A 23,905-nucleotide genomic window follows, 5' to 3' on the forward strand; every position below is an offset into this window, starting at 1 on the left:
CCATCATTTCAACTCAAATTTAACGATAATCGGGTTATCATCTAATTCCACTTGCTTTCCGAAAGCTTTGGATTCGACAAATCGTCCCGGAGATATACAACTGTACACAGCATTCTTATAAGTCGTCAACGGGATAAAAACAGCCATATCATCCATATCATTTACCACTGCATTTTGTTTATAGCCTGCTGCTTCCATATAGGTATCCGATTCCTTATGGTTAATAATTCCCACATAATAATAATCTCTCCAGCTATATCTCAAGAAGGAATAAGAGGGAGTCTCAAGAAACATATACATACAAGGGATTTCTTTCATCAGTTTATCACCCTGATACGCGTCAATTTTTTCTGTTTTCAACCTTTCTATATATTCCTTTTGAGTCTTCTCCAATTCCCCTCCAAACCGCATGGCATATTTCCTCTTCAAAATTGAAGGTGACAAAGCTTGATAAACAGTATCATTCAAAGAGAGCACCAGATTACCATTACTTATGAAATTGAAATCGGATCCAACTATTCCTGTCGCACAGATGCGAGAATCATAATATAAATCGGGGCTCGTCTGTCCAGTGTCAATATTAACAAACAACAGATTGGGGAATGAATTGTCTTTTAGATACGCTTTGTTAGTTTTATAACCGCTGCAAAAAGCCACCCATGAATCGTCTAATACATAGAAAGTAGCAGCCAAATAATCTTCTTTCACTTCCCGTTCCAAATGTCCGTCAGCAGAAAAAATAAATAATTTTCGCATTGAACAATCCCATAAATAGACCCTGTCCTTATACACATTAACATCGGTTATTTCTACATATTGCCCTGGTGCGACGCCCCTTTCACCGATTTTTCGAACAAATTTTCCTAATTTATCGAAACATAGTACAGAACTTGTTTTCTGTTTATCAACCACATAATAATAATCATTCGTCGCCACAATCTTGTCAACAAAACCTATCAAACATTCATCTTTTGTTTCAAGAGGAATATACGAAATTGAATCCACAAATGAAGACATCCTTATTTCATGATTGCTACTTCGCAAAGGAACATCAATTACTTTCAAGTTCTGACCATCCCTTTCTACCGAAGTTGAACATCCGGCCAATATCACTAATAACAACAGTAAATATTTTCGCATAGCTAAAATTACTAAAATACATTTCTTCATTCCATTTTCATTTCTGTTATCATTATTATAGGATTATCATCACCAGATACTTTTTCTTTCAAATCAACAAGTGCTGAAACCTTTGGTTCCACACTGCTTAAGTTGTAAGATTCAATGATAGTGTACAAATCATGTCCTTTGATTGCAATAGGATTAATATAGAATCCATTATCTATATCATTTTTGATAGGGAAACGCTCCATAGCATATCCACCTATATAATTTTGACTTTGAAAATTATAAAATCCCACTCCAATTTTCATTTCAGATAGATTATTATACAAAATACAGAAAAAATCATCACTACATAAGACAGTAAGTAAATTAGGAAAATTTGTTTTTCTATTTTGAAAAATCTCCTCAATGGGCACCTCTTCTTCTTTTAACATCTCTACATAACGCTCTCTTTTCTTACAAAAGTCTTCTCCCCAATTCACATAAAATTTTTGTTGAATACCTAAAGAGTCTATTAAATAAATGTTAGGATCTAAAGGATAAGCTAAAGAAGCACCATTGGCAGCTTTATACATAGACTGATTAGCATGGATTATTTCTTGAGGACCGATCCTGCTATCTGCAGATAACAATATTTGCTTATCACCTGTTCTCAAGTCATATAATATCAAAATAGGTACCTGACCATCCTGCTCCTTTCTTTCCATATAATCACAATAGCATGCCATTTTGTTACTACCAACATAAACAATATCTTTCACCGAGAAATCAACACTTATTTTGTCTAAATATTCACCTCTCATATCATAAACCAATATATTTTCAGTACCCATATCAGCAATAAAAATACGTTCCTCTTCTTCATCTACAGCTACACTGGTAATCGTCACATATTCTCCGGGAGCCACCCCCACACGAGAAATACGAGTAATGAAACGCCCTGTAGCATCGAACAAAAGGACTTGTTTAGATGCAGAATTATCAACTACCAAATACTTATCTTTTAAGGGTATCAATTGACTAACAGTGCCAATCAAATTATCAGAAGTAGTTTCCAGCTTTACATAGCGTATATTCTTTACCAACTCAGACATTTTTAGCACCTTCTCGCCTGACTGAGCAACATATATTTCATCAGTCTGCACTCTACGAGACTGAGTATTCGTACAAGCACTTATAATTATAAGTAACAAGTATAACAAACAAACATTCTTCTTCATACTAATTATTTAAACACATATTTTATAACAATCGGATTATCATCATCCTTAATATTATTACATATTGCCTTGTTGGCATCATCTAATTCCTCAACGTTTAGAACTAAATCAAGTTGTTGAGGCATATCTACAATATAATAGATTCCACTTTCATCAATCAACGATGGGATGCAACGATGGCCTTCTATAAATGTATTAAAGACCACATGTTTTTTACTTTGTTTATCATACATCAATGTCCAGAATTTATTATCATAAGCAAATCGAGCAATATAATATCGTGAATTCTCAACATATGAAATAAAAGTGTTAGCATATTTAGCACCAACAGTACGAGCATACTTATTATAATATTCATAGGATTCATCTTTCAAACCTGAAATATCAAAATTCTGTTTTCCAAAGTCCCAATGGTATTTCGGCACCAACGAATTATTCTCAAAAGTAAATACATCTCCATTGTAAGATTGTACAAAATGCACTTTGTTTTCATATATATAAAATGGAGAATATGTATGATGATAAAAAGTTTTAAAAAATAAGAACCTAGGAAGATCATACATTTCCGAAATAATTTTCTTTTGGTCAATATCATAGACTACCATCTTATTTCCTTTTCTTGCCTCACAAAAAAACAGATAAGTATTTTTGTTTAGTGCTATAAATCGGTGTGCAGCAGATACCTTCAACGGGAGAGATATGTTCCCTTTAAAGTCTTGCCCTAGACTATCATATCGAAAGACACCACCCATAGGAGACAAAAGTTCCAAATCTCCTGTAAAAGAATTAAATCTAAAATCAGACAAATCTAAATATTCCCCAGGTCCATTACCACGTTTGTTTATTATATTAAATAATTTACCTTCATTATCAAATACAAATATTTTTTTCTGATCCCTATCAAATATATAAAGTTTCCCTGCATGATAAGTATATTCAGTGACATCTTTAATTAAGGATTCCTTTGATGATTCCAAAGGGGTAATCTCAATCTTTGAAAAATAGTCGTAGAAAGAAGGAGAATCAACTTTCTTTAGATCAATTCTACATGTAGTATTATCGTGATTAGCGATTTGCTGGCTACACGATGTGATTAACACTATACAGAATACAACAATAGCAAATGTTTTCATCACATATACTTTAAAGAATAACTAATACTTTACCACGTACAATCATCTTATATTTAATCTTCTGTTTTAAAATACCTTTCTTTGATTTGCTTCAGATAGGTATCTGTATATTTCCCATAATTCCTATCGGGTATAAACAAATGCTCTATTTTATTGTCAACAATTACAAAAAAGCAAACAAGACTGGTATTATCTAAAGATATACCGAGTTTCTTCCTACCTATATTTATAGTATTCCCTTCTTTAAATTTCTCATTTATCGAATAATCAGATGCCAGATATAAAATCGCAGAAGCCTCCTCAGACTTGTCGAAATTCTCTTTTATACACTTCTTTGCATAATTAAGACATGCATCACATGATTGAGAAGAATAATAGCATACAAATCGTGGCTCACTCAACTTAAGTTCCTCTATATCAACAAAATTACCACTACAAAGAATCGAAGCCGTTATATTATCCTGTATATACATTTCTTCAATAAAATGTTCATTCTCCCAGTCTGAGATCGACTTTTCTAATGACATTTTGTAGAGTATAACAGATGAAACAATTAAAATACTAATAAGCAAAACAAACTGTAAGGAAATAATCACCTTTTTCATAATTTCTAGTTTATTTAAAAACATATTTTATAACAACAGGATTATCGTCATCTTTTATACTATCAAACACTTTCCGAGTATCAGCATCCAAATCTTCCGCATTTAGTATATTAAGACCATAATTAGGATCTGCTCCTATCAAATAAACTCCACTTTCATCAACAAATGAGGGGATGCATTCATGACCTTCTTTAAAGGCATTAAATACTACAGATTCCTTACTTTGTTTATCATAAATAAGAGTCCAATATTTATTATCAAAAGCAAAATCGGTAATATAATATCGTGAATTCTCACCATACGAAACAAAAATATTTGCATATTTAGCTCCAACTGTACGAGCATATTTAAAGTAATACTCCATAGGTTCATCCTTCAAGTCTGAAATTTCAAAATTCTGTTCTCCAAAATCCCAATGATATTTGGGAATCAACGAATTACTTTCGAAGGTGAAAACATCTCCATTATAGGATTGTACAAAATGTACTTTACCATCACAAACATAAAATGGAGAATACGTATGATGATAAAAAGTATTAAAGAAAAGAAATTTTGGTAAATCATACAACTCTGAGATAATCTTGCGCTGAACAATATCATATACCACCATTTTATTCCCTTCACGAGAATCGCTAAAAAGCAAATATGTATCCTTGTCTAGTGCAATAAATTGATGTACAGCAGGTACAGTCAATGGAAGAGGGATCTTCTCTTTAAAATTTTGTCCAAGACTATCATATCGAAGAATACCTCCCATAGGAGACAAAAGGTCTAAATCACCCGTAAAAGGATTAAAATAAAAGCTAGATAATTCTGTATATTCTCCTGGACCATTACCATGTTTATTTATATCATATAAAAAGTTACCATTTTCATCAAATACTAATATTTTTTTCTGAGGCGTATCAAGTATATAATATTTATCGTCATGATAAATGCGTTCACCTACATATTTTATCAATGAGTTCTCAGATGTTTCCAAAGGAATTATTTCAACTCTTGAGAAATAATCGTAAAAAGAAGGTGAAATTACTTTTTTAAAGTCAATCTTACATACCGTACTATCTCTATTGGCAATTTGTTGATTGCATGATGTCATTAACAACATACCCCAAATAACAACAATAATAGTTCTCATATCACATATACTTTTTTATTATTTATAATAGGATGGCCAACATAATCAATACATTAGCCACCCCATAGCATCCGTACGATTATTTTAAATTTATACAATAATCAATAACACCCATCCAGAATGAACTACAGTAGTCTTTAGGAATACCTGTTGCTGCACAATAGACTCGGCAACGATGGAGATCTATTGTTTCCGTACGCTTTTGATAGCAATCTCCACTTCCTCCTGTACTACATTTAATCTCAACCCCTCCGATTTCTCCGCCATCAATAGGATCATCTTCCCCACTGATAGCCTCAATCGTCGATGTATTCACATCGTAAGAGCGATCAGAACTCAATACAGTTCTCACATTCAATGCAGTAATAGCAATAACCACAACTGCAAACATTACAATCTTAATCTTTTTCATTTTTGATCTTTTAATTGTTAATCGTTAATTCAAATTTATAGAAAGCTTTCTAATTTCATTTCTCATTTCATTGATTGCATTTGAAAAGACTTTAGGCTCTTTTGTCAGAACAATAGTGCTCATCTTCTCAAACTTTTCCTTATTAAAGTAAGCAGAATCTGCATAAAGTTTAGCCAACATATAATAAGGATAAATACGAATGGGTAATCTATGAGTAGAAGCCATAAAACACGATTCAGCCTTCTCATATACACCTAATTGTAAATAACATTTCCCTTCTGCATTGAGTACAGCCACATCACTGGAAACTTTCTCAGTACGCTCCAACACTTCAATAGCCTGACTATACTGCTTCTGCTCCATCAGCACATGTGCATACCGAAAAAGAAGTTTCGGACTGTGCATAATCTTCTCGTAAACAGATTCATATGCAGACGCAGCTTCCTGATATGCATTTTCCGAGTAAAGCATGTGAGCAAATAACGCCCTTTCTTTATAGTGCTTAATATCCTTCAACTGATAAATACAAGATGCAGAAACAACCAGCAAGAGAATCGATGCGATATACAAAACAACACTTTCGGAAAAACAACGACGTTCTTCTTCCTTGCAGGTAGAAACACATAAGGAGGCAAGCAATGTACCGGCCACTCCAAATGGAAGCACTTGGAGCGGATAAGCCGAAAATGCAAAAACACATAAAGATAACAGTCCGCCACATATAGCATATTGTCTCGTTCGATAGCCTTTCCGAAAAGTATAGTAGATGAAAGCACAAGCTAAAAGAAGCAAGATGACTCCTCCTTCAACCGTCAATTGCAGATACTCATTAAAAGCATATACAGGAGAACCCGCCACTCTCTCTTCCCATTCCGAGTAGTCGCCTTGAGAGAAATAAGCGGATTGTTCCTGGCCGTAAACTTTCGGAAAACTCCCAGGCCCATATCCCGAAATAGGGCTTTGAGCGATAACAGCAAGTGTCTGTTTCCAGATAAATAAGCGTCCGTAAACTGAATCGGGCCTCATCGAAATCAACAAACCTGTAATGGTTCCACCTAACACCAAGAACAAGACTACACAAAATACCGTCGTCTTAAAGTGCGATACAAAATATTTCTTCAACTTCCCCACCCATCGGAAATGGAGGGATAATACAAAAAGACTACTAACAATCAACGCTCCCCAAGCCGAACGACTCATCCCTGCCGGAATCATAGAAAATAATAACACTGCTAAAGTCGCCCATACATATTTATCCCGCTTCTGAGCGTTAAGCATCTGCCCTAAACAAATGGGGAAAATTACCGCCAAATAACCTGTATATGGTCCGGGATTATAGAACGATCCCGTCACTGCAAACATCTTATGATAAGAGCCTGCAAAACCGTATATTTGTAACATACCCCATACAGCTTGTATGCATCCCAGCAAGGCCAAACCATAAAATATTGTCTTCTTGCATACAGGACAACAGGATAAAATAAAGCGCGACGCAAACCAGAATACACACAGCAAAACGGCATAAATTATTTTCCAGTTAGCTAATTGTTCCAGATAATCGTATCTTATTAAATACCACCCAATCAAAACAACAAACAGCATATCGGAGGTTACAAAATGAAATCTTACTTTACTTACAAACAGCACAATGCACGACACGAAAGCCACTACTCCTACAGCGCAGGCAACAGGAAAAAGCTGGAAATAGTTGTCCACTATTTCGTAAGGGACAAAGGTACTGACCGGCACAAGGCAGAGTACTATTGTAAAAAACAGAGATATGATAATATTATTTTTCATTTCAATATCGATATAAGTATACCTTTTTTCAATCACAAAGAAAATCTCACAACTTTTTAAATATTCTACTCCATCGAATCTGTCCGGTTTCCAAAGCTTTTGAGAACCAGATGAATTGCCCTACTCCCAAGATGAAGTCATCCGGCAGCAATCCCCAATTACGAGAATCGTACGAATAGTTCGCATTATCCCCTTGCATGAAATAATAATCATGTTTGAAGTGATATTCAGTCAATAAAGTATCCGCTAAATAAACCAAGCCCATCTCTAATTTCAGCGATTGTCCGGTTTCATATTCTATACAGTGTCGGTAGTGGTTGTAGTTACAGGAGTCAATTGGTAATACATCTCCAACTTTAGGAAGATACACTTTTTCCAGACTCTCGCGGGCAAACCACTGATGCGTATCACCAGGCAGTGCCACACAACGTTTACAAAAAAACAGTTTTGTACTCAGTATCATCTTTTCTTTATCTTCAGAATATGGATAATTGAACACCACTACATCATTCTTCCGCACCTGTCTGATACCTTCCAGCCTATGCACCAGCTTACGTCCGTCCTGTGACTCATCTTCTTCTATAATTCTACGCCCCGGAATTTGCAAAGATGCCAGAATATAATCTCCACCCAACAAAGTAGGAGACATGGAATAAGTAGGTATAACACAAAATGCGAACCAATAGATCCTGACAGATAGATATATCTGATACAAGGAGAATAATACAAAAGATGTATATCCTACCCTTTTCCATACTCGTTTTATTTTTCCTTTCATATCTCAAAAGACTATATAAACTCCTAAACTCTTATCGGTTCAATCATGCAATTACCACCTATTCATACCCTACAAATTTTTGCTCCCCATCTTCCACATAGAATACCTGCTCTTCCTTCCCGCGCGTCAAATTGCGCAGCCACAACAAGGCACCTTCAGGAATATTCCGATAGATTAATTCATTGGTAATAGCAGTCTGTACTCCCAAAGAAATCCATCCCTTCACGCCAGACTGATAAAATAATTCATACACATTGCCCGGAGTGATAAAATTATCATCATTGCGAGGAACGAATAATATCTTTTTTATGGCGCGAGCACGTTGCAGGTCAAATACGATGGAATCCTGCGGCCCTGATGAATAATAGAATGTCAGCCAATCATCATCACACGCCTTGTCTATGTCGTGCGCGGGATTCTCATCCACCGGCCCACCACCGTATATGGCTTTCGAAGGAAGATGTTCTTCACTGTCCATACTATCAAAGAATGCCAGTTCTGCAACTTCCGCCCTACAATCTGCTGTGGGATAGGCAGGAGGCGGTGGAGTGAAACGCACATAACGATAAGGGCGTGAAATCTTCGGATAATAATAATTGAGGTTGGTGCGGGGAGTGTCTGTCAAGCAACAAAGCAGCTCACTCGTACGGAAATACCGGTCATTACTCACTTCAATCTCAGCACCTGTCATGGTAGCCATGTAGCCATAAAGGTATTGCCTTAACGGGTATTTTCTCCGTATATGGGCGGTGACCGCCTTCGACATGTCCGGTTCAAAATAGCGTACATTTCCGTCTACTACCATAAAAGGATATCCGGCAGGAGAACGTGTTCCGTTCTCAGAGGTCAAAGGCTGGAAAATAACGCCCGGTTCTATATTGTTCACTTGTGCTTTACCGCGTCGTAATGGGACTGCATCCACTGTGACATATCCTGAAGGACTAAACATTCCCAGCAGAATACTATTTCCTTCTATATTGTCATCAACCTTTACCTTGAACTCATTCTCACCAAAGTATTCTGCCGTCACATCCTGATAAAAAGGTCCAAATAATGAAGCTGTCTTACTATCGTGCGCTTCAAAAGTATTCCTGTAGACTTTACCTTTCTTTCTGCCGTCCGTAGCCCCACGTTTCACCACAAAGTCGGACGAATCCATATACCAAAATGGAATGAACCCGCCATTTGAATCTTTCAGCACATTCCACATGTGATCATGCTGATTAGAAGGAGAATACCAATATTTATCTATATTTACCGGAAAACCCAATGCCCGAAAGACATATACGGCATGGTCGGTGATTTCGCGACATGTACCTACCAGATATTCTGACAAGAAACGAGCACCCAAATGCGGCATACGGTATTCTGTGGTGAGAACAAATAGATTAGTCCGCTTGAAATGGCGTGCCAGAAGGTTGACGGCCTCTACCATATCGTCACCGGTATACAGCGAATCTAGAACAGGTTTATAACGGTCATAATACATTTTCCGCCAATTGTCTAATGGCTCGTCACCTATACGATAGGGCAATACCCATTCACAAAAGTCGTCAAATGAATAATTCTTTGCCCACGGGCATTTTTCCCATACTTTGAAAGATTGTTCGATATTTTCTATCAGATAATCGGCAGATATGTATTCAATATCCGGACGCTTCGGCAATGTCCTGTAGTTAAAGCCAGTCCACTTGCGTTTCCATTCGCTATCAGGCAGATAACCTCCTATATTTAGTTCCACCGCGGCCTTCATCACCGCCTTCACACTGTCCAGACGGTCATCTTCATAACCGCCATGCCCCGGCATATTCCTTATAAGAAAGCGGGCGGCTTCTAACTTCAGACTATCATTTCGGTAGTAGTTCAGCACTTTTTCAAGTTCTATCCTGTTTTTTCCGGCCTGTTCGAGTGCAAAATCCAAACGTTTATCTCCCGCACTTTCGCATGATACAAAAAATACAATTGACAGAGACCATATTATTGTCACCTGTACTCTATTCATAGTATTATAATTATAGTAGTTTTTCTCTAAATAACGTTTTTACTTAGAGGTCTAATGCCACCATTAGGCAAGTGCAAATGTAAAGAGCCAAGGTTAATTAATAGTATAATATAAACTTAATTATAGATTAAAAAATAATTAATCCTATACAAACAAAGAATTCAAACCAATTTAACTGAAGTTGCATACGTAAAGTGATAAAGAATCCTTCTTTTTTCTTCATCCTCCGTGTCTCCGTGTTCAATCCTGTCATTTTAAAACAGCCTCTTACTCTTTATAAAAAAACATAGTCCTTTCTTTGCTTTTACATAGCACCTGGGTTATCTTTATGTCTTATCCTGTATTTAGTTGATACTAATAGTAACCAATCAAATACAGGGCAAGACAGAAGTAGAGCTTATAAAAAAGGACATATTATTTCAATTCCATTTTTCTATTAACACATATATTTTACTAAAGCCCAAAACATTACACGAGGTTAATAATATAACAAAATATTTCATGATATTTATAATTAAAGATGCTGCTTTATACAATAGCGTTTTATCTCATCGTTCATTAATACAGCATAAATCATACCCGTTTCTTCACTAAGAGTAATACATTTTATATTATCCTCTATTTCTACTTTACACAAAAGACGGCCTTCCCAATCATATATATGTAAATAGGAAACCGATACATTCTCTAATTCACTCGGAGCAATCCCATCTTTATACAATGCAACAATGCGATTGTCGGTTGAACATACAGACCAATAATAATGTCCCGGTTTCTCTATATACGATTCTAATTCCTCCTCTTTCCCAAAAGGAAAAATTTGCTTAGAACTTCCAGTCTCAACATCCGTTATTGCAAGCATTGGTATGAAGCGCATAAACGATGCTATTTTTTTACGATCATTTTTTAAGGATAATACTCCTTTATACAATTGAAATGCTTGAGGTATAAATGGCAAGTCTGTAGCATAAAAACTTTTTATTATCTTATTTTTAGCGTAATCATATAATTCAAAATAAGTATTGTTATCTTCTGTTTTTCCTGACCGTTCCGGTGCCTTTGTTAACAGAAAAACATTCTCTTCTATATAAAAGACTGTATTGGAAGATGTAAAAACAGAGTTACGCTGTTCATCAGTAAAACTGTATTTCTTTTCATATACAGTTTTATTCTTATCCAATGTCTCATTCAAATCCAAAATTGCCAAATATTGTGGATAAGATTGTACTACAATCTTTGGAGTACCATTTTGAAAAAAGGATTGTGTAAAGCCCGAAAACAAATAAACTTCATTTGGACCTCCACCTTTACGTAAAAATCGTCCTAACAATTGTCCACTCTGCATACCATAAGCACTTATTTTTATTTCTTCAAAATCCTGAAAAAATAACAATACTGTATCCATGCATAATACTCCCATTGGACAAAGTAAATCTAAATCCATTTTTTCTCCTTCTAACTTAACTGTTGCAGATGAATCCACAAACAAAGTTTCAGTAACGTTTCGAATCTCACTTCTTTTTTCTGATTTGCATGAGATAAAAAGCAAAAAAGCTGTAAATACAAGATATTTCATAATCGGCCTGTCTTTTAATAAATATTACTACAAACAAACTAATTAAAGACCTCATCTAAATCTAAATAATACACATCATCAGACTTTGGTCTTGTTACATACAATCTGTTTCTAACTGTATCCAAAAACATTTTATCAATATCATAATCCGTCTCCAACTTCTGTATTAATTTACCATGCCAGTCAAAAACATGAATAGTATTGACATACGGAATCTCATGCATTCCCCATCTGTCCTTTCCCCAATACAATGCATAGATATAATTATCATCAGCCTGCACTTCTACATAATAATTTTTTATATTTTTCTTTCCCTGAAAGATTGAAAAGTCATCTCCCCCTTCCATACGATATCCCACGACCTGTCCAGTCTCAAAATCTAAAACATTCAATTGCGGAAGGTGCCCCATCACTTGCACAGCCTTAGTCCCATCCGGTTTAAAGGCATCAGCAGAAGTAAAAAAAGCTTCGGATACAATGGAAGCTTCCTCATTTTTTATTGTTTGCTTATAAATTGAATAGTTCTTTAACGCCTTATTAGTATCAAGCGTCCGTTTTTGATAAAACAGTAAAGTAGATTCTTCATCACTTAAAGGGAAAGGATCTACCCTAGCCAATAATATACTGTCATCTTGAAGGTACATCTCATTATAACATGCTCCCCCATTCGCATCTCTCCAAGCATACGGAATAATCTTATCTATGACAGTAATACCCTGCTTAATAGATTGAGTTATATTCCAAATAACTAATTTTTCTTCATTAGGAGCGAATAATAAAGTCTGCAATTCATTTCCTATTTTAAAGAATTGTGAAATAGGTCCAAAAGCAGCAGCCTCCTTAGGACCACCTCCTTTACTACAAAAGGTTCCAATCTCCTCTCCGGTATTTATATTGAATATATTATAAAAATGATCCGGTAATTTGGGATTCAAAAAAAACATCAGTGAATCATAGACTGCAATATAGCCATAGTTTGCACCATGCAATATAACATTATTTAAAGTGACTTTTTTCACTGTTCCACTATTATCTTCGACTTTTTGGATATCGCCATTAAAATATTTGCCATCATCATATTTCTCACGACAACTTATGCAAACAATAAACAACATCACAAAACAAAATATACCTCTAATTCTTTTCATACTATTTACCTGTTTATTTCCAATTCAACCACATTTCTATAAAATACAATCATTTTTTCTGTTATATTCTTTAATTTTTTCAAGGCGGACATTATCTATTTTTCATTTAAGATGAAATCAAAAGCGAAAGCAGGCGGCTTCTAACAATTATAGTAGTTCTTCTCTAAATAATCTTTTTTACATAGAGGCCTAATGCTATGTACAAATATAAAGAGCTAAGGTTAATTAATAGTAACATATAAGATTAATTAGAGATTAAAAAATGATTAATCCTATACAAACAAAGAATTCAAACCAATTTAACTGAAGTTGCATACGTAAAGTGATAAAGAATCCTTCTTCTTTCTTCATCCTCCGTGTCTCCGTGTTCAATCCTATCATTTTAAAACAGACTCTTACTCTTTCTTAAAAAAAGCATTGCCCTTTCTTTGCTTTTACATAGCACCTGGGGTATCTTCATATTCTTTATTTTGCTATGACCACAGCTGTGAAGCACATGCTTCATAATTGTGAATCAGTAGAACCACAATAATGAAGCACGTGATTGACAATTGTACTAAACGCTATAATATTGATTATTAACAATATAAACATAAGATATTAACCTAAGAAACATAGGCAATCAACATTAGCAAACCATACTCTGAGCATCATTGCAAGACGGGAATTCTCTCCCCGGAATGGTACAAACTATTGTTATTTGCCACATTCGACGTCTTTGTGGCGAAGAAAAAGCCGAAAAACAGAGGGTACTGAAAGAATCGATTTATGTACAAAATGATACATAACAAACTTATTTACAGCAGCATACCCCTATTTTGCGTTAGTGTAGGTAACTTTACCTACACTCCGTTATTATTTGCTTACACCACCGCTTATTGCCGATGAATAGGGCGATACAGAGCATTAGTGTAAGCGTGCAAGTAAAATCAACCATAAACCTTTGGTAGAAGCTGAAGCTTGAGAGCGAGTTCCGTTTACCGCCTGATAAAAAGTAAAGGCAGACACCCAACAGCATAGCAAACAATATCCCACCATGAAAATGACGTACCCAATACTACCCTTGCCAGCGTACAATTTTGCAACCCCAATAAAGTAACCAATTGCAGATACTGTAACGTTTCAATACAACAAGCAAACAGGAATATCCATAGTGGCAGCCATCGCAATGGACGGGTAATAAATATACGCACAAAGCAATATACGAGTATTACCACCAATACATCTCCCATATAGGGACGTATGAATGCGTCACGCACAAAAAGGGCTATTAATGTTTCGACCACAAACAACCCTGCAAAACAAATTGCGTAAAACCAACGGCTACCAATAAATGTATCATTTCTATTATCCATAAATCACTCTTATTACATATTTGGAAAATTAAAATCTATTATAAATGGGAAACTTCAAAATTTCAGCAACAACAATATCGGATTATCATCTTCTGATAAATTACTTAATGCCTCACGAGCTTCATTTCTTAAACTCATAATATATAATAATCGGATTTGAATCTTCCGTCAAGGTCTGCAATTTATCGGCCCCTTCTATACGAGGGTTTATTCCGCCTTTCTTCATATTTTCTAAAAAGATATCCTTGGTGAAACCGTCATTCATGCCAATGCAATATACCCGGTCCTCATCAAATGAATACAGTTTGGAAATTAACAATGTGCCTGCTTTATCCGTATAAAGCAAATCGTCAGTTATACCTGACATAACATAAGCTTTATTCTCTTCTTTCTTATAAAGAATGGAATAACCATAAAAGCCTACATGATAGCTGAAATGAATATATTTACCGGTTTCCCAATAATCAAATACATTATATATCTTATCGGTTTTCATCAATCTATCGTATATTTTTGACACTCTTACAGATTTCGACATATCATTCTCTGCTATCAAAGTTTCCAAATATTCCTTTGTCACAAGCTTTTTACTTTGCAAAGTAATATACGGCTTTATTCCTTTGGAAGTTATTTCAAATATTGTATCCATGAAGATCTGCATAAACTTGGGATTTCCGGTAGGACCGGAGATAAAGGTATGTTGATCAGTACTGAATAGTTCATTCCAACCCTTATTATACTGAGAAGCCTCGAATTGAAAAGAAATTCTTTTTCCATTAGTAACGTCCACTTTACTCAAAAGAAATCGTTTCCCGGATTCATCAAATGTATACAGATTTGTATACAGCGCATTCTTAAAAGGTTGAATAAAAGTGGATCTTGTACCTTTATTTTCCAGTTTAAATGAACTTTCAAAAGTTCCATTACTACTATACTTCAATACATTCTGAGTTTGGGAGTCCAGTACATATATTTTCTTATTTTCCCTGTCGACACTTATATCACCCGGATCAATGTATTCACCGGGTCCTTTCCCCTTACGCCCTATCATCTTTATAAATTTACCCTGCTTATTAAACAGAAAAAGCCCTCTGCCTTTTTCCAATACATACAAATTATTATCGCAGACTTCTAACTTATCAACTTTTCCTAATAATGATTCATCCGTATCTTCCAATACAATGATTCCCGCCTTGCTGAATAAAGATGAATAAGTCTTCTTCTCCAACTTTTCAGCACGATCCAAATTAATCACATAGCCATTTTCCTTTGTTAAACCGCTATTCTCTTCACCAGGAGTAGTCAATAATCCCAGTATTAATGCCATTAACAGTGTAAGTGTTCTCATAGTATATTACATTTTCTTTCTCTTACATAATCAATTGCAAAAGTAATCATCAAAACAAGATTATGAAAAGAATAGTCACTATACTTAGTAAACTTCAATAATATATTTTCTACAAATGGATACAAAGCGCTCCTCTCTCCTTCAAAGCTATACAAGGAATAGCTAAACGGCAACAATCATTTTTAAGAATATCACTACGATAGTCTGAGAGAGAAACATCCAAAACAACGGTTCGGATGCGGAACAAAGAAGTCAATTCTTCAATACGACCATTGTAGCCTTTGGAAATGTATAAATAATCGATCTGTAAAGGGTGCTTTGAAATCTTATTTTTCCAGCGGGCATCATGGAGCAGGCAAACCCGCCTGCCCGCATAGGAAACAATGTGATTATGAAAAGCCAGACCGGAAGTAGAATAATCAGCAGGCAAAGCATTGGGAATAGAGAGATGCTGACGATTCCAATAAGGTACGAGTGCACGGTGCAAACGGGAAGTATCCGGCACACTATCAGCATAAGCCAACCAGGATTCTCCACTATTAGCAACGCAATGGACGGCAGGACAGCCACGGACATTATAAAAAACAATGCCGCGCTGAGGAGAAGACAGGCTGACGGAAATCGTATGATAAGTGATCAGCAACAACAGGCAGCAAAGCGGAAAGGATATGCTGCGAGCAGTTCGGATAGCCAAACTCCGAAGCAGCAATAATAGAAAAAGATAAAACAGCATAATCTCCCAATGATCTATCCAAAGCCGATCTATAGAGGACATTGGCAGTTCTTCTATCCAGCAGAGAACTTTGTTCTGAGCACTTAACAGAGCATCGACCACTAAAGCACAGCCAGATTGTAGGAAAGGAAAAGAAGTCAGGACAAGCATAAGAACCGCAGAATACAAAATCAATGTCACCATAGGAATCACCCACAGATTTGTCAGCAGAAAATGAGTAGAGAAACGGGAGAAATAGAATATAACTAAAGGAGCCGTACCGATTTGCGCAGCAACGGAAACCGTCAGCAATCCCCAAACATAACGAGGAATGCAACGCTTGACAGAGAGCAGGCTATAAAGTTTGGGCTGTATCAACAAAATAGAAACTACCGCTACAAAAGACAATTGAAACCCCACATCAAAAAGCCAAAGTGGATTATAAAGTAACATTAAAAAGGCAGTAGCCGCCAGTGTATTCAACGATAACAATTTCTCAGATTGTAAACGGGATACAGCCAGCAGAGAGAACATGATTACGGATCGTACCACAGAAGAAGATAATCCCGTAAGAAAAGCGAATGCCCACAAAAAGAGAATAACCAGAAAAAATCCCAAGGGTTTAAAAGCAGTCCACCGCTTCCACAAAAAGGAGAAGAAAAACAAAAATAAAGTAGAAAGCAAGCCTATATGAAGTCCTGAAAGTGCCAGTACATGACTGGCGCCAGCAATTGAATAAGTTTCCCGTATATCCTCGCTCAAATTCTCCTTATCTCCCACCGTAAGAGCCGAAAGTACTGCAAGATTATCTCCCTGAAAACCTAAACGATGATATAGTTCCACCACTTTTTCCCGATAGTCCAAAGCTATTTGCTGAAGGGAGCGGGAAGCATCATGACCTATTATCCGCCAATGTCCGGCAGGGATATACGCTGTGCCGGTGCCAGCTTTACGAGTAAGATAACGTACATAATCAAATTCGTCAGGATTCCCATTATTGACAGGAGGGGCAATACGAGTATGTACCCATAATCTATCTCCCCTCTTTAATGCAACAGTAGCGGAATCTCTCGGGAAATAGAATAAAAATGTATGTCCATATTCACTTTTCTGCAAATCCTCATCATTCACTTTTCCCTCTAATTGGACATGACATAACACGCTTCGTTCTTTCATTTCCGGCTTTTCCTGAAGAATCACCTGATAGACTGCCGCCTCATCGGAAAAAGGAAAATCCGTACGATGCAAATATTCTTCCGTCATACCGGCGCCTAATCCGAAACAACAGAGAAAGACGGAAACTCCATACAGCCAATGAATACGATATTTATCAGAAAGGAAATAAGTCAGAAATAGTAACAAGAAACCTGCCAGACAAATCCAAGCAGGAAAAAGATTGGAAAACGGACAGGATGCCTCTGCCGGAATATTTAAGGAAAGTTCCGCCCGCTGCCAGAAGAAGTGCGCATCTCCACATACAATACCGCCTGCAAACGGCATCAGAAGTCGCAGAAACGGATGTCGTTGCAGGCTGTTAATTATCAATGGATGAAGAATTAAAGATCCTTCAGCGAATGTATCATGCCTTCAGGATCAGGAGCTGCAAACACGGCACTACCTGCAACCAATGCATCTGCACCGGCAGCTATCAGGCGGGCACCTGTCTCCAAATTCACGCCACCATCCACTTCTATCAATGCTTTCGAACCGGTACTGTCTATCAGAGTACGCAATTCCCGTACTTTCTCAACTGTATGTTCGATAAATTTTTGTCCGCCAAAACCGGGATTCACACTCATCAGCAGCACCATATATACATCTTGGATAATATCTTTCAACATCGCTACAGGGGTAGCCGGATTCAGTGTAACCGCGGGCTGCATACCCGCTTCACGTATTTGTTGCACCACCCGATGCAAATGCGGACAAGCTTCGAAATGTACATTCATGGTGTGCGCACCCAATGCTTTCACCTCATTAATAAACTTCTCAGGTTGCACAATCATCAGATGTACATCCAAAGGCTTCTTTGACAGTTTTGCCACATACTTCAATACCGGGAAACCGAAAGATATATTAGGAACGAATACACCGTCCATAACGTCAATGTGGACCCAGTCGGCTTCACTGCGGTTCACCATTTCCAAGTCCTTTGCCAGATAAGCAAAATCTGCGGACAAGATAGAGGGAGCTATGATTGGTTTCATAATACACTACATTTTACAGGTTATATTATAGATATAACGTACAAATGTAAACAAAAGATTTCATTCATCCTAATATTATACCCTGCAAGCCTTGCGGAAGCTGAGGCACTGTACGATAATTACGGGCAAGGTTACGAAGAAAATCCAAAGTTTTCCCGGAAGGCTGCGGATGTCCATCCGGCAATACATTATCAGAACTTCGCGGTTTCACGGATGAAGAAGAAAAAGAAGGAGTAGTTTTTTTATCCATAGGCTTATTGAACTGAAAATTAATAATTAATTAAAGTTGCGGGCTGCAAAAAGAAGCAGGAAGAACTTTATGTATTAAGAACGGGAGAAGAAGAGATATAGTATACAAGAAGTTATAAAAAACATGAGAGATATAAACAAATCAGCCCAGGTTAGTGCCAAAACACCATACCTGGGCCAATATCCGGTTGAGTACCCTTCAATCCATCGTCAGCACGATTCCATGCTTCTCCGCCATCCGGCGCAGGTTCAAAATAGCATAACGCATCCGTCCTAAAGAGGTATTGATGCTGACTCCCGTCATTTCTGCTATCTCCTTGAAACTGAGGTCTTGATAAAAGCGCATGTGTACTACTTCCCGTTGTTCGTCCGGCAGATGTTTCATCAGGCGACGTACATCCGCAAGAATCTGGTGGTTCACTATTTCAGCTTCAACCGTTCCTTCAGACAGACGGATATTATTCAGTAAATTCCGTTCTTCTTCATCACAAGACACTATGTTTTCCTGTTTTTCCTGACGAAAACAGTCGATAATAAGATTATGCGCGATACGAGTCAACCAAGCCGGGAACTTACCGTTTTCATTGTAACGTCCCTGCTGAATGGTGACAATGGCTTTTGTGAAAGTTTCCTGAAATATGTCTTCCGCCAACTCTTCATTGCGCACCGTATAATAGATGTACGTATAAAGACGGTCTTTATAGCGGTTCAACAGAATATCGAATGCCTCGTTATTGCCTTGTGCATAAAGGGCCACTAACGTTTCGTCAGCAGCATTTGTTTGTACTTTCATTACGTGTGTTTTTAGATTTCAGCGTAATGTATTCCGATAGGCATTCGATGTTTAGTAGTTAATAATATGCAAAGAAAGGAAATTTTTGGGAAAGAAACAATATTAGAAGCAATAATTAAGTTACAAGTTACGAGCTACAAGTTACTGCGCTGTCACTCTGCATAGTACTTGTAGCTCGTAGCTCGTAACTATTTCACTCTGAATTCTTCCGTCAACCGGAATCCACGCAAAAGTTCATCTGTCTTCAAGCGTTTCTTACCGGGAAGTTGCAAAGCACGTATGCCGATAAAACCATCATCAGCAGCTACATGGATATAAGTCTTACCATCTGTCAGCAAAGTTCCGGGAGTCAACTGGTGAGATTGGATTATTTTTTCTGTCTCAAATATCTTCATAACTACCACCTCTCCATCAGGTTGAACTAATTCCGCCCAGGCGGCAGGATAAGGAGACAGACCGCGAATAAAATCATAAATACGTTTCACTGGCTGATTCCAATCAATACGACAGGTATCTTTAAAAATCTTCGGTGCAGGGCGTAATTCGCCTACAACTGCCATTTCTTCCTGTGGAATAGGTTTCACTGCATCATTCAGGATCGCATCTACTGTTTCAGTCACCAGTTTTCCACCAAGCATCATTAGCTTATCATGCACAATGCCCACATCATCCGTATCTGCGATAGGAATACGAACTTGCTGAATCACTTCACCCGTATCGATTTCATGACGCAGGAAGAAAGTTGTGATACCTGTTTCCGTATCACCATTGATTACCGCCCAGTTAATAGGAGCGGCTCCCCGGTATTGAGGCAAAAGAGAAGCATGAAGATTGAAGGTTCCCAAACGTGGCATATTCCATACCACTTCGGGCAGCATACGGAAAGCAACTACTATCTGCAAATCGGCCTTCCACTCACGCAGAGCCTCAACAAAAGCCTCATCTTTCAACTTTTCCGGTTGCAACAAAGGAAGATTCTGTTCCAGCGCATACTGTTTCACCGGAGAAAACTGAAGTTTATGTCCTCGCCCTGCCGGTTTATCAGGCATGGTGATGACACCTACTACATTATATCCACCTTCTACTAAACACCGCAGAGACTCCACTGCAAAATCCGGAGTCCCCATATAAACTATTCGCAAATCTTCTTTCTTCATCATATAACAACTTTATTAATCTTCAGAGAAATGAACCAGTACCTGACGGTATGAATTGAATATCTTCGATTTGGAAACAAACCCCAGATAGTGCCCTTCTTCATCTACCACAGGAAGGTTCCATGCTTTCGTATCATCAAACGTGCGCATCACCTGTTCCATACTATCCGTGTCATAAAGGCGTGCCGGAATAGCCGTCATCAGCTTGCCTACCGTAAAACGATGATACAACTCCTGCCGGAACATGATATTCCGGATATCGTCTAAAGTAACAATACCAATCAGTATTCCGCTCTTATCCGTTACCGGGAATATATTACGCCGTGAGGCTGAAATCGCTTTCACCAATTCCCCCAAATCCATCTCCGGATGAACCACTACAAAATCTTTCTCCACCACATTTTCCACCTTCATCAGAGTAAGTACTGCTTTATCTTTATGGTGAGTCAGCAATTCTCCCTTCTTAGCCAAACGCATGGAGTAAATACTATGAGGTTCGAAAACAATAATTGTCAGATAAGAACTGGCTGCTACAATCATCAGCGGGAGGAAAAGGTCATATCCACCCGTCAGTTCGGCTATCAGGAAGACTCCGGTCAACGGGGCATGCATGACACCGCTCATCACACCCGCCATGCCCATCAGGGCAAAATTCTTTTCGGGCAGATAATAAGAGAAATCAAACTTATTACTGAAAAAAGCGAAGACAAAACCAGCGATACATCCCAAATACAAAGAAGGTGCAAAGATACCACCACAACCACCGCCACCATTTGTCGCACTGGACGCAAACACCTTAAACAAGATGATGAGCATCAAATAGAGTAACAATAAATTTCCATGTCCGTAGAAAAAGGAATTGTTCATCACCGTATCCCAATCGGCATTGGAAGTACCGTTCAGCAACAGTTCGATGGTATCATAGCCTTCACCGTAGAGCGGCGGGAAAAGAAATATCAAGATACTCAACATGACACCACCCAAAGCCAACTTCTGGTAAGGGCCTTTCAACTTGCCAAACAAACCTTCCACAGAGTTCATTGCACGGGTAAAATAGAGCGAAACCAGTCCGCAAAATATCCCCAGCATGATAACGTAAGGAATACGTTCCATTTCAAATGCCTGGTCAAGGTGGAATTTAAACATTGCTTCTGTTCCGGTAGTAATATAGGACACTGTAGCAGCCGTCACTGCAGAAATCAACAACGGAAGCAGAGAAGTCATAGTCAGGTCTATCATCAGTACTTCCAGTGTAAACACCAGTCCTGCAATAGGCGCCTTGAAGATACCAGCAATAGCACCGGCAGCACCACAGCCTACCAAAAGCATCAGTGTGCGGTGCTCCATCTTAAAAATACTTCCCAGATTGGAGCCAATAGCGGACCCTGTCAATACGATAGGCGCCTCTGCTCCTACCGAACCACCGAAACCAATGGTTATGGAACTGGCAATCACAGACGACCATGTATTGTGCCGCTTAATCCGTCCTTGCCGGCGGGAAATCGCATAGAGAATTTTAGTAACCCCATGACTGATATCATCCTTCACCACATAGCGTACAAACAATCCTGCCAGAAAAATACCCACTACCGGATAAACCAGATAAAGGTAGTTGGCCTCCGTCGTATTGAAATTGTTCGTCAGGAAATTCTGTATCCAGTGTATCAGCATCTTCAGTATCAAAGCCGTAATAGCCGTAAAGATACCTACCAGAAAACTGAGTATCAAGATAAACTGTTTTTCCTTAATATTCTTTTCACGCCATAAAAGGAAACGCTGAAACAAACTTCTCTTCTCTTTTTCCATATACCTATATTTACCAATCTAAACGAAATAAAGAATTTACTCTCGTATCCATATAATAAGAGAGAAAATCCTTCGACAAACTCAGGGCATACCCGAGCTTACAGAGATTAAAAATAACGATACCTTTTTTAGTCCGTTATTTTATTCCCGGATAATTTTTATAACACCACCCTTATCCAGTTTTATGATACTAGATGGTTTTGGATGTCCCATTTCTTCCCGTCGATAGCCCACTACGTAATCGACCATGGACTTAAGTTCTTCTGTGATCTCACTGTAATTTGCCGGCGAAGGTTGTCCGCTGATATTGGCCGATGTAGAAACAATCGCCTTACGGAACTGTTGACAAAGCCGTTTTGAGAATTCTTCATTCGTTACCCGGATACCCACGCTACCATCTTCGGCAATCAGGTTAGGTGCCAGGTTTCGCGCACCGGAGTAGATGATCGTCAACGGTTTATCTGCCACTTCAATCAAATCCCATGCCACTTCAGGCACATCCTGCACATAGAAGTCTACCTTTACAGGAGAATCTACCAATACAAGCATCGCCTTACTGTCCGAGCGCTGCTTAATCTCATACACACGCCGCACAGCTTCTTCGTTGGTGGCGTCACAACCTATTCCCCAAATGGTGTCGGTGGGGTACAGAATGACTCCGCCTTCGTTCATCACTTGACAGGCTTTTTTAATATCTTCTATCATTTCTTGGTGTATAAATACAGTGATTAACACGCAAAAGTACTATTTTTGCACGGATTAATAGAAAAGTTTAAGAGAAAACAATGGAAGAAATTCAATTTAACCACACCCTGCCCATACAACTACGATTTAATGATGTCGATAAGTTCGGCCATGTGAACAATACGGTTTATTTCTCTTTCTATGATTTGGGAAAAACCGAGTATTTTGCCTCCGTATGTCCGGACGTCGATTGGGAGAAAGACGGCATTGTCGTCGTACACATAGAAGCGAACTTCCTTGCACAGATTTATGGCTCGGATCATATCGCAGTACAAACTGCCGTTACTGAAATCGGCACCAAAAGTTTTCACCTCGCCCAGCGGGTGATTGATACGGAAACACAGGAGATCAAGTGCATATGTACCTCTGTGATGGTAACTTTTGATTTAGAAAAACATGAATCTAAACCTCTGGAAGAAGAATGGATTCAGGCAATCTGTAAATACGAAGGAAGGGATTTGAGAAAGAAAAAATAAAAACAAATATAGTAAAATACAAGAAGTCCCCTTTCACTGCACTATTCCTTTATCCATAAAGGCTGCATGTAAAGGGGATTTTTCACATACAAACATCGTTTTTCGATTTTCAAAAAAGCAC

21 protein-coding genes are annotated in these 23,905 nt (G+C 37.8%); 1 reads left to right on the top strand and 20 read right to left on the bottom strand.

Annotated features, from left to right (window positions below):
• Positions 1 to 3 precede the first annotated feature (3 nt).
• The 20 genes from VYM24_RS00565 to VYM24_RS00660 form a co-directional block, all read right to left on the bottom strand.
• On the bottom strand, positions 4 to 1,170 hold the full coding sequence (locus VYM24_RS00565) for a 6-bladed beta-propeller (RefSeq protein ID WP_330941212.1): 1,167 nt from the start codon (positions 1,168 to 1,170) through the stop codon (positions 4 to 6).
• Positions 1,167 to 2,345 (bottom strand): 6-bladed beta-propeller, encoded by a 1,179-nt coding sequence (locus VYM24_RS00570; protein ID WP_330941213.1) that lies wholly within the window; start codon positions 2,343 to 2,345, stop codon positions 1,167 to 1,169. Before VYM24_RS00570 ends, VYM24_RS00565 begins: the two co-directional genes overlap by 4 nt.
• A gap of 5 nt (positions 2,346 to 2,350) precedes the next feature.
• Positions 2,351 to 3,478: a 6-bladed beta-propeller gene (locus VYM24_RS00575; RefSeq protein WP_330941214.1), complete on the bottom strand. Its 1,128-nt coding sequence runs from the start codon at positions 3,476 to 3,478 to the stop codon at positions 2,351 to 2,353.
• Between the two features lie 53 nt (positions 3,479 to 3,531).
• Entirely contained in the window at positions 3,532 to 4,083 is a 552-nt protein-coding gene (locus VYM24_RS00580; protein ID WP_299088160.1) for a hypothetical protein, read from the bottom strand.
• Between the two features lie 10 nt (positions 4,084 to 4,093).
• Positions 4,094 to 5,221 (bottom strand): 6-bladed beta-propeller, encoded by a 1,128-nt coding sequence (locus VYM24_RS00585; RefSeq protein WP_299088164.1) that lies wholly within the window; start codon positions 5,219 to 5,221, stop codon positions 4,094 to 4,096.
• Positions 5,222 to 5,300: 79 nt separating this feature from the next.
• Positions 5,301 to 5,633, bottom strand: coding sequence for a hypothetical protein (locus VYM24_RS00590; protein WP_299088167.1), 333 nt, complete (start codon positions 5,631 to 5,633; stop codon positions 5,301 to 5,303).
• 24 nt (positions 5,634 to 5,657) lie between these two features.
• On the bottom strand, positions 5,658 to 7,433 hold the full coding sequence (locus VYM24_RS00595) for an O-antigen ligase family protein (protein ID WP_299088170.1): 1,776 nt from the start codon (positions 7,431 to 7,433) through the stop codon (positions 5,658 to 5,660).
• A 46-nt stretch (positions 7,434 to 7,479) separates the two neighbouring features.
• Positions 7,480 to 8,211 carry a signal peptidase I gene (gene lepB / locus VYM24_RS00600; protein ID WP_217712693.1) on the bottom strand — a complete coding sequence of 244 codons (732 nt, stop codon included), beginning with the start codon at positions 8,209 to 8,211 and terminating at the stop codon, positions 7,480 to 7,482.
• A gap of 58 nt (positions 8,212 to 8,269) precedes the next feature.
• Positions 8,270 to 10,213 carry a hypothetical protein gene (locus VYM24_RS00605; protein WP_330941215.1) on the bottom strand — a complete coding sequence of 648 codons (1,944 nt, stop codon included), beginning with the start codon at positions 10,211 to 10,213 and terminating at the stop codon, positions 8,270 to 8,272.
• Between the two features lie 514 nt (positions 10,214 to 10,727).
• The gene (locus VYM24_RS00610; protein WP_299088178.1) at positions 10,728 to 11,789 is read right to left on the bottom strand and encodes a TolB-like 6-bladed beta-propeller domain-containing protein; all 1,062 of its coding nucleotides are present in this window, start codon (positions 11,787 to 11,789) and stop codon (positions 10,728 to 10,730) included.
• A 38-nt stretch (positions 11,790 to 11,827) separates the two neighbouring features.
• Positions 11,828 to 12,937: a BF3164 family lipoprotein gene (locus VYM24_RS00615; RefSeq protein ID WP_299088180.1), complete on the bottom strand. Its 1,110-nt coding sequence runs from the start codon at positions 12,935 to 12,937 to the stop codon at positions 11,828 to 11,830.
• Positions 12,938 to 13,914: 977 nt separating this feature from the next.
• Positions 13,915 to 14,292, bottom strand: coding sequence for a ribosomal maturation YjgA family protein (locus VYM24_RS00620; RefSeq protein ID WP_217712696.1), 378 nt, complete (start codon positions 14,290 to 14,292; stop codon positions 13,915 to 13,917).
• Between the two features lie 121 nt (positions 14,293 to 14,413).
• Positions 14,414 to 15,640 carry a 6-bladed beta-propeller gene (locus VYM24_RS00625; RefSeq protein WP_330941216.1) on the bottom strand — a complete coding sequence of 409 codons (1,227 nt, stop codon included), beginning with the start codon at positions 15,638 to 15,640 and terminating at the stop codon, positions 14,414 to 14,416.
• A 109-nt stretch (positions 15,641 to 15,749) separates the two neighbouring features.
• Positions 15,750 to 17,852 (bottom strand): ComEC/Rec2 family competence protein, encoded by a 2,103-nt coding sequence (locus tag VYM24_RS00630; protein WP_330942298.1) that lies wholly within the window; start codon positions 17,850 to 17,852, stop codon positions 15,750 to 15,752.
• 56 nt (positions 17,853 to 17,908) lie between these two features.
• Positions 17,909 to 18,559 carry a ribulose-phosphate 3-epimerase gene (rpe, locus tag VYM24_RS00635; protein ID WP_330941217.1) on the bottom strand — a complete coding sequence of 217 codons (651 nt, stop codon included), beginning with the start codon at positions 18,557 to 18,559 and terminating at the stop codon, positions 17,909 to 17,911.
• Positions 18,560 to 18,623: 64 nt separating this feature from the next.
• Complete coding sequence (locus VYM24_RS00640) at positions 18,624 to 18,809, bottom strand: hypothetical protein (protein WP_227087918.1); 186 nt, start codon at positions 18,807 to 18,809, stop codon at positions 18,624 to 18,626.
• 198 nt (positions 18,810 to 19,007) lie between these two features.
• A complete protein-coding gene (locus VYM24_RS00645; protein WP_227087919.1) occupies positions 19,008 to 19,601 on the bottom strand; it encodes an RNA polymerase sigma factor in 594 nt (197 codons plus the stop codon).
• Positions 19,602 to 19,789: 188 nt separating this feature from the next.
• The gene (fmt, locus tag VYM24_RS00650; RefSeq protein WP_291548799.1) at positions 19,790 to 20,761 is read right to left on the bottom strand and encodes a methionyl-tRNA formyltransferase; all 972 of its coding nucleotides are present in this window, start codon (positions 20,759 to 20,761) and stop codon (positions 19,790 to 19,792) included.
• A 12-nt stretch (positions 20,762 to 20,773) separates the two neighbouring features.
• On the bottom strand, positions 20,774 to 22,564 hold the full coding sequence (locus VYM24_RS00655) for a chloride channel protein (RefSeq protein ID WP_299088196.1): 1,791 nt from the start codon (positions 22,562 to 22,564) through the stop codon (positions 20,774 to 20,776).
• 141 nt (positions 22,565 to 22,705) lie between these two features.
• Entirely contained in the window at positions 22,706 to 23,269 is a 564-nt protein-coding gene (locus VYM24_RS00660) for an L-threonylcarbamoyladenylate synthase (protein ID WP_227087934.1), read from the bottom strand.
• Positions 23,270 to 23,349: 80 nt separating this feature from the next.
• Between VYM24_RS00660 and VYM24_RS00665 the strand changes: the two genes are divergently transcribed.
• A complete protein-coding gene (locus VYM24_RS00665) occupies positions 23,350 to 23,784 on the top strand; it encodes an acyl-CoA thioesterase (RefSeq protein WP_007210119.1) in 435 nt (144 codons plus the stop codon).
• Positions 23,785 to 23,905: the final 121 nt, after the last annotated feature.

It is taken from the genome of Bacteroides sp. MSB163, assembly GCF_036416795.1.
Lineage (GTDB): Bacteria > Bacteroidota > Bacteroidia > Bacteroidales > Bacteroidaceae > Bacteroides > Bacteroides maternus.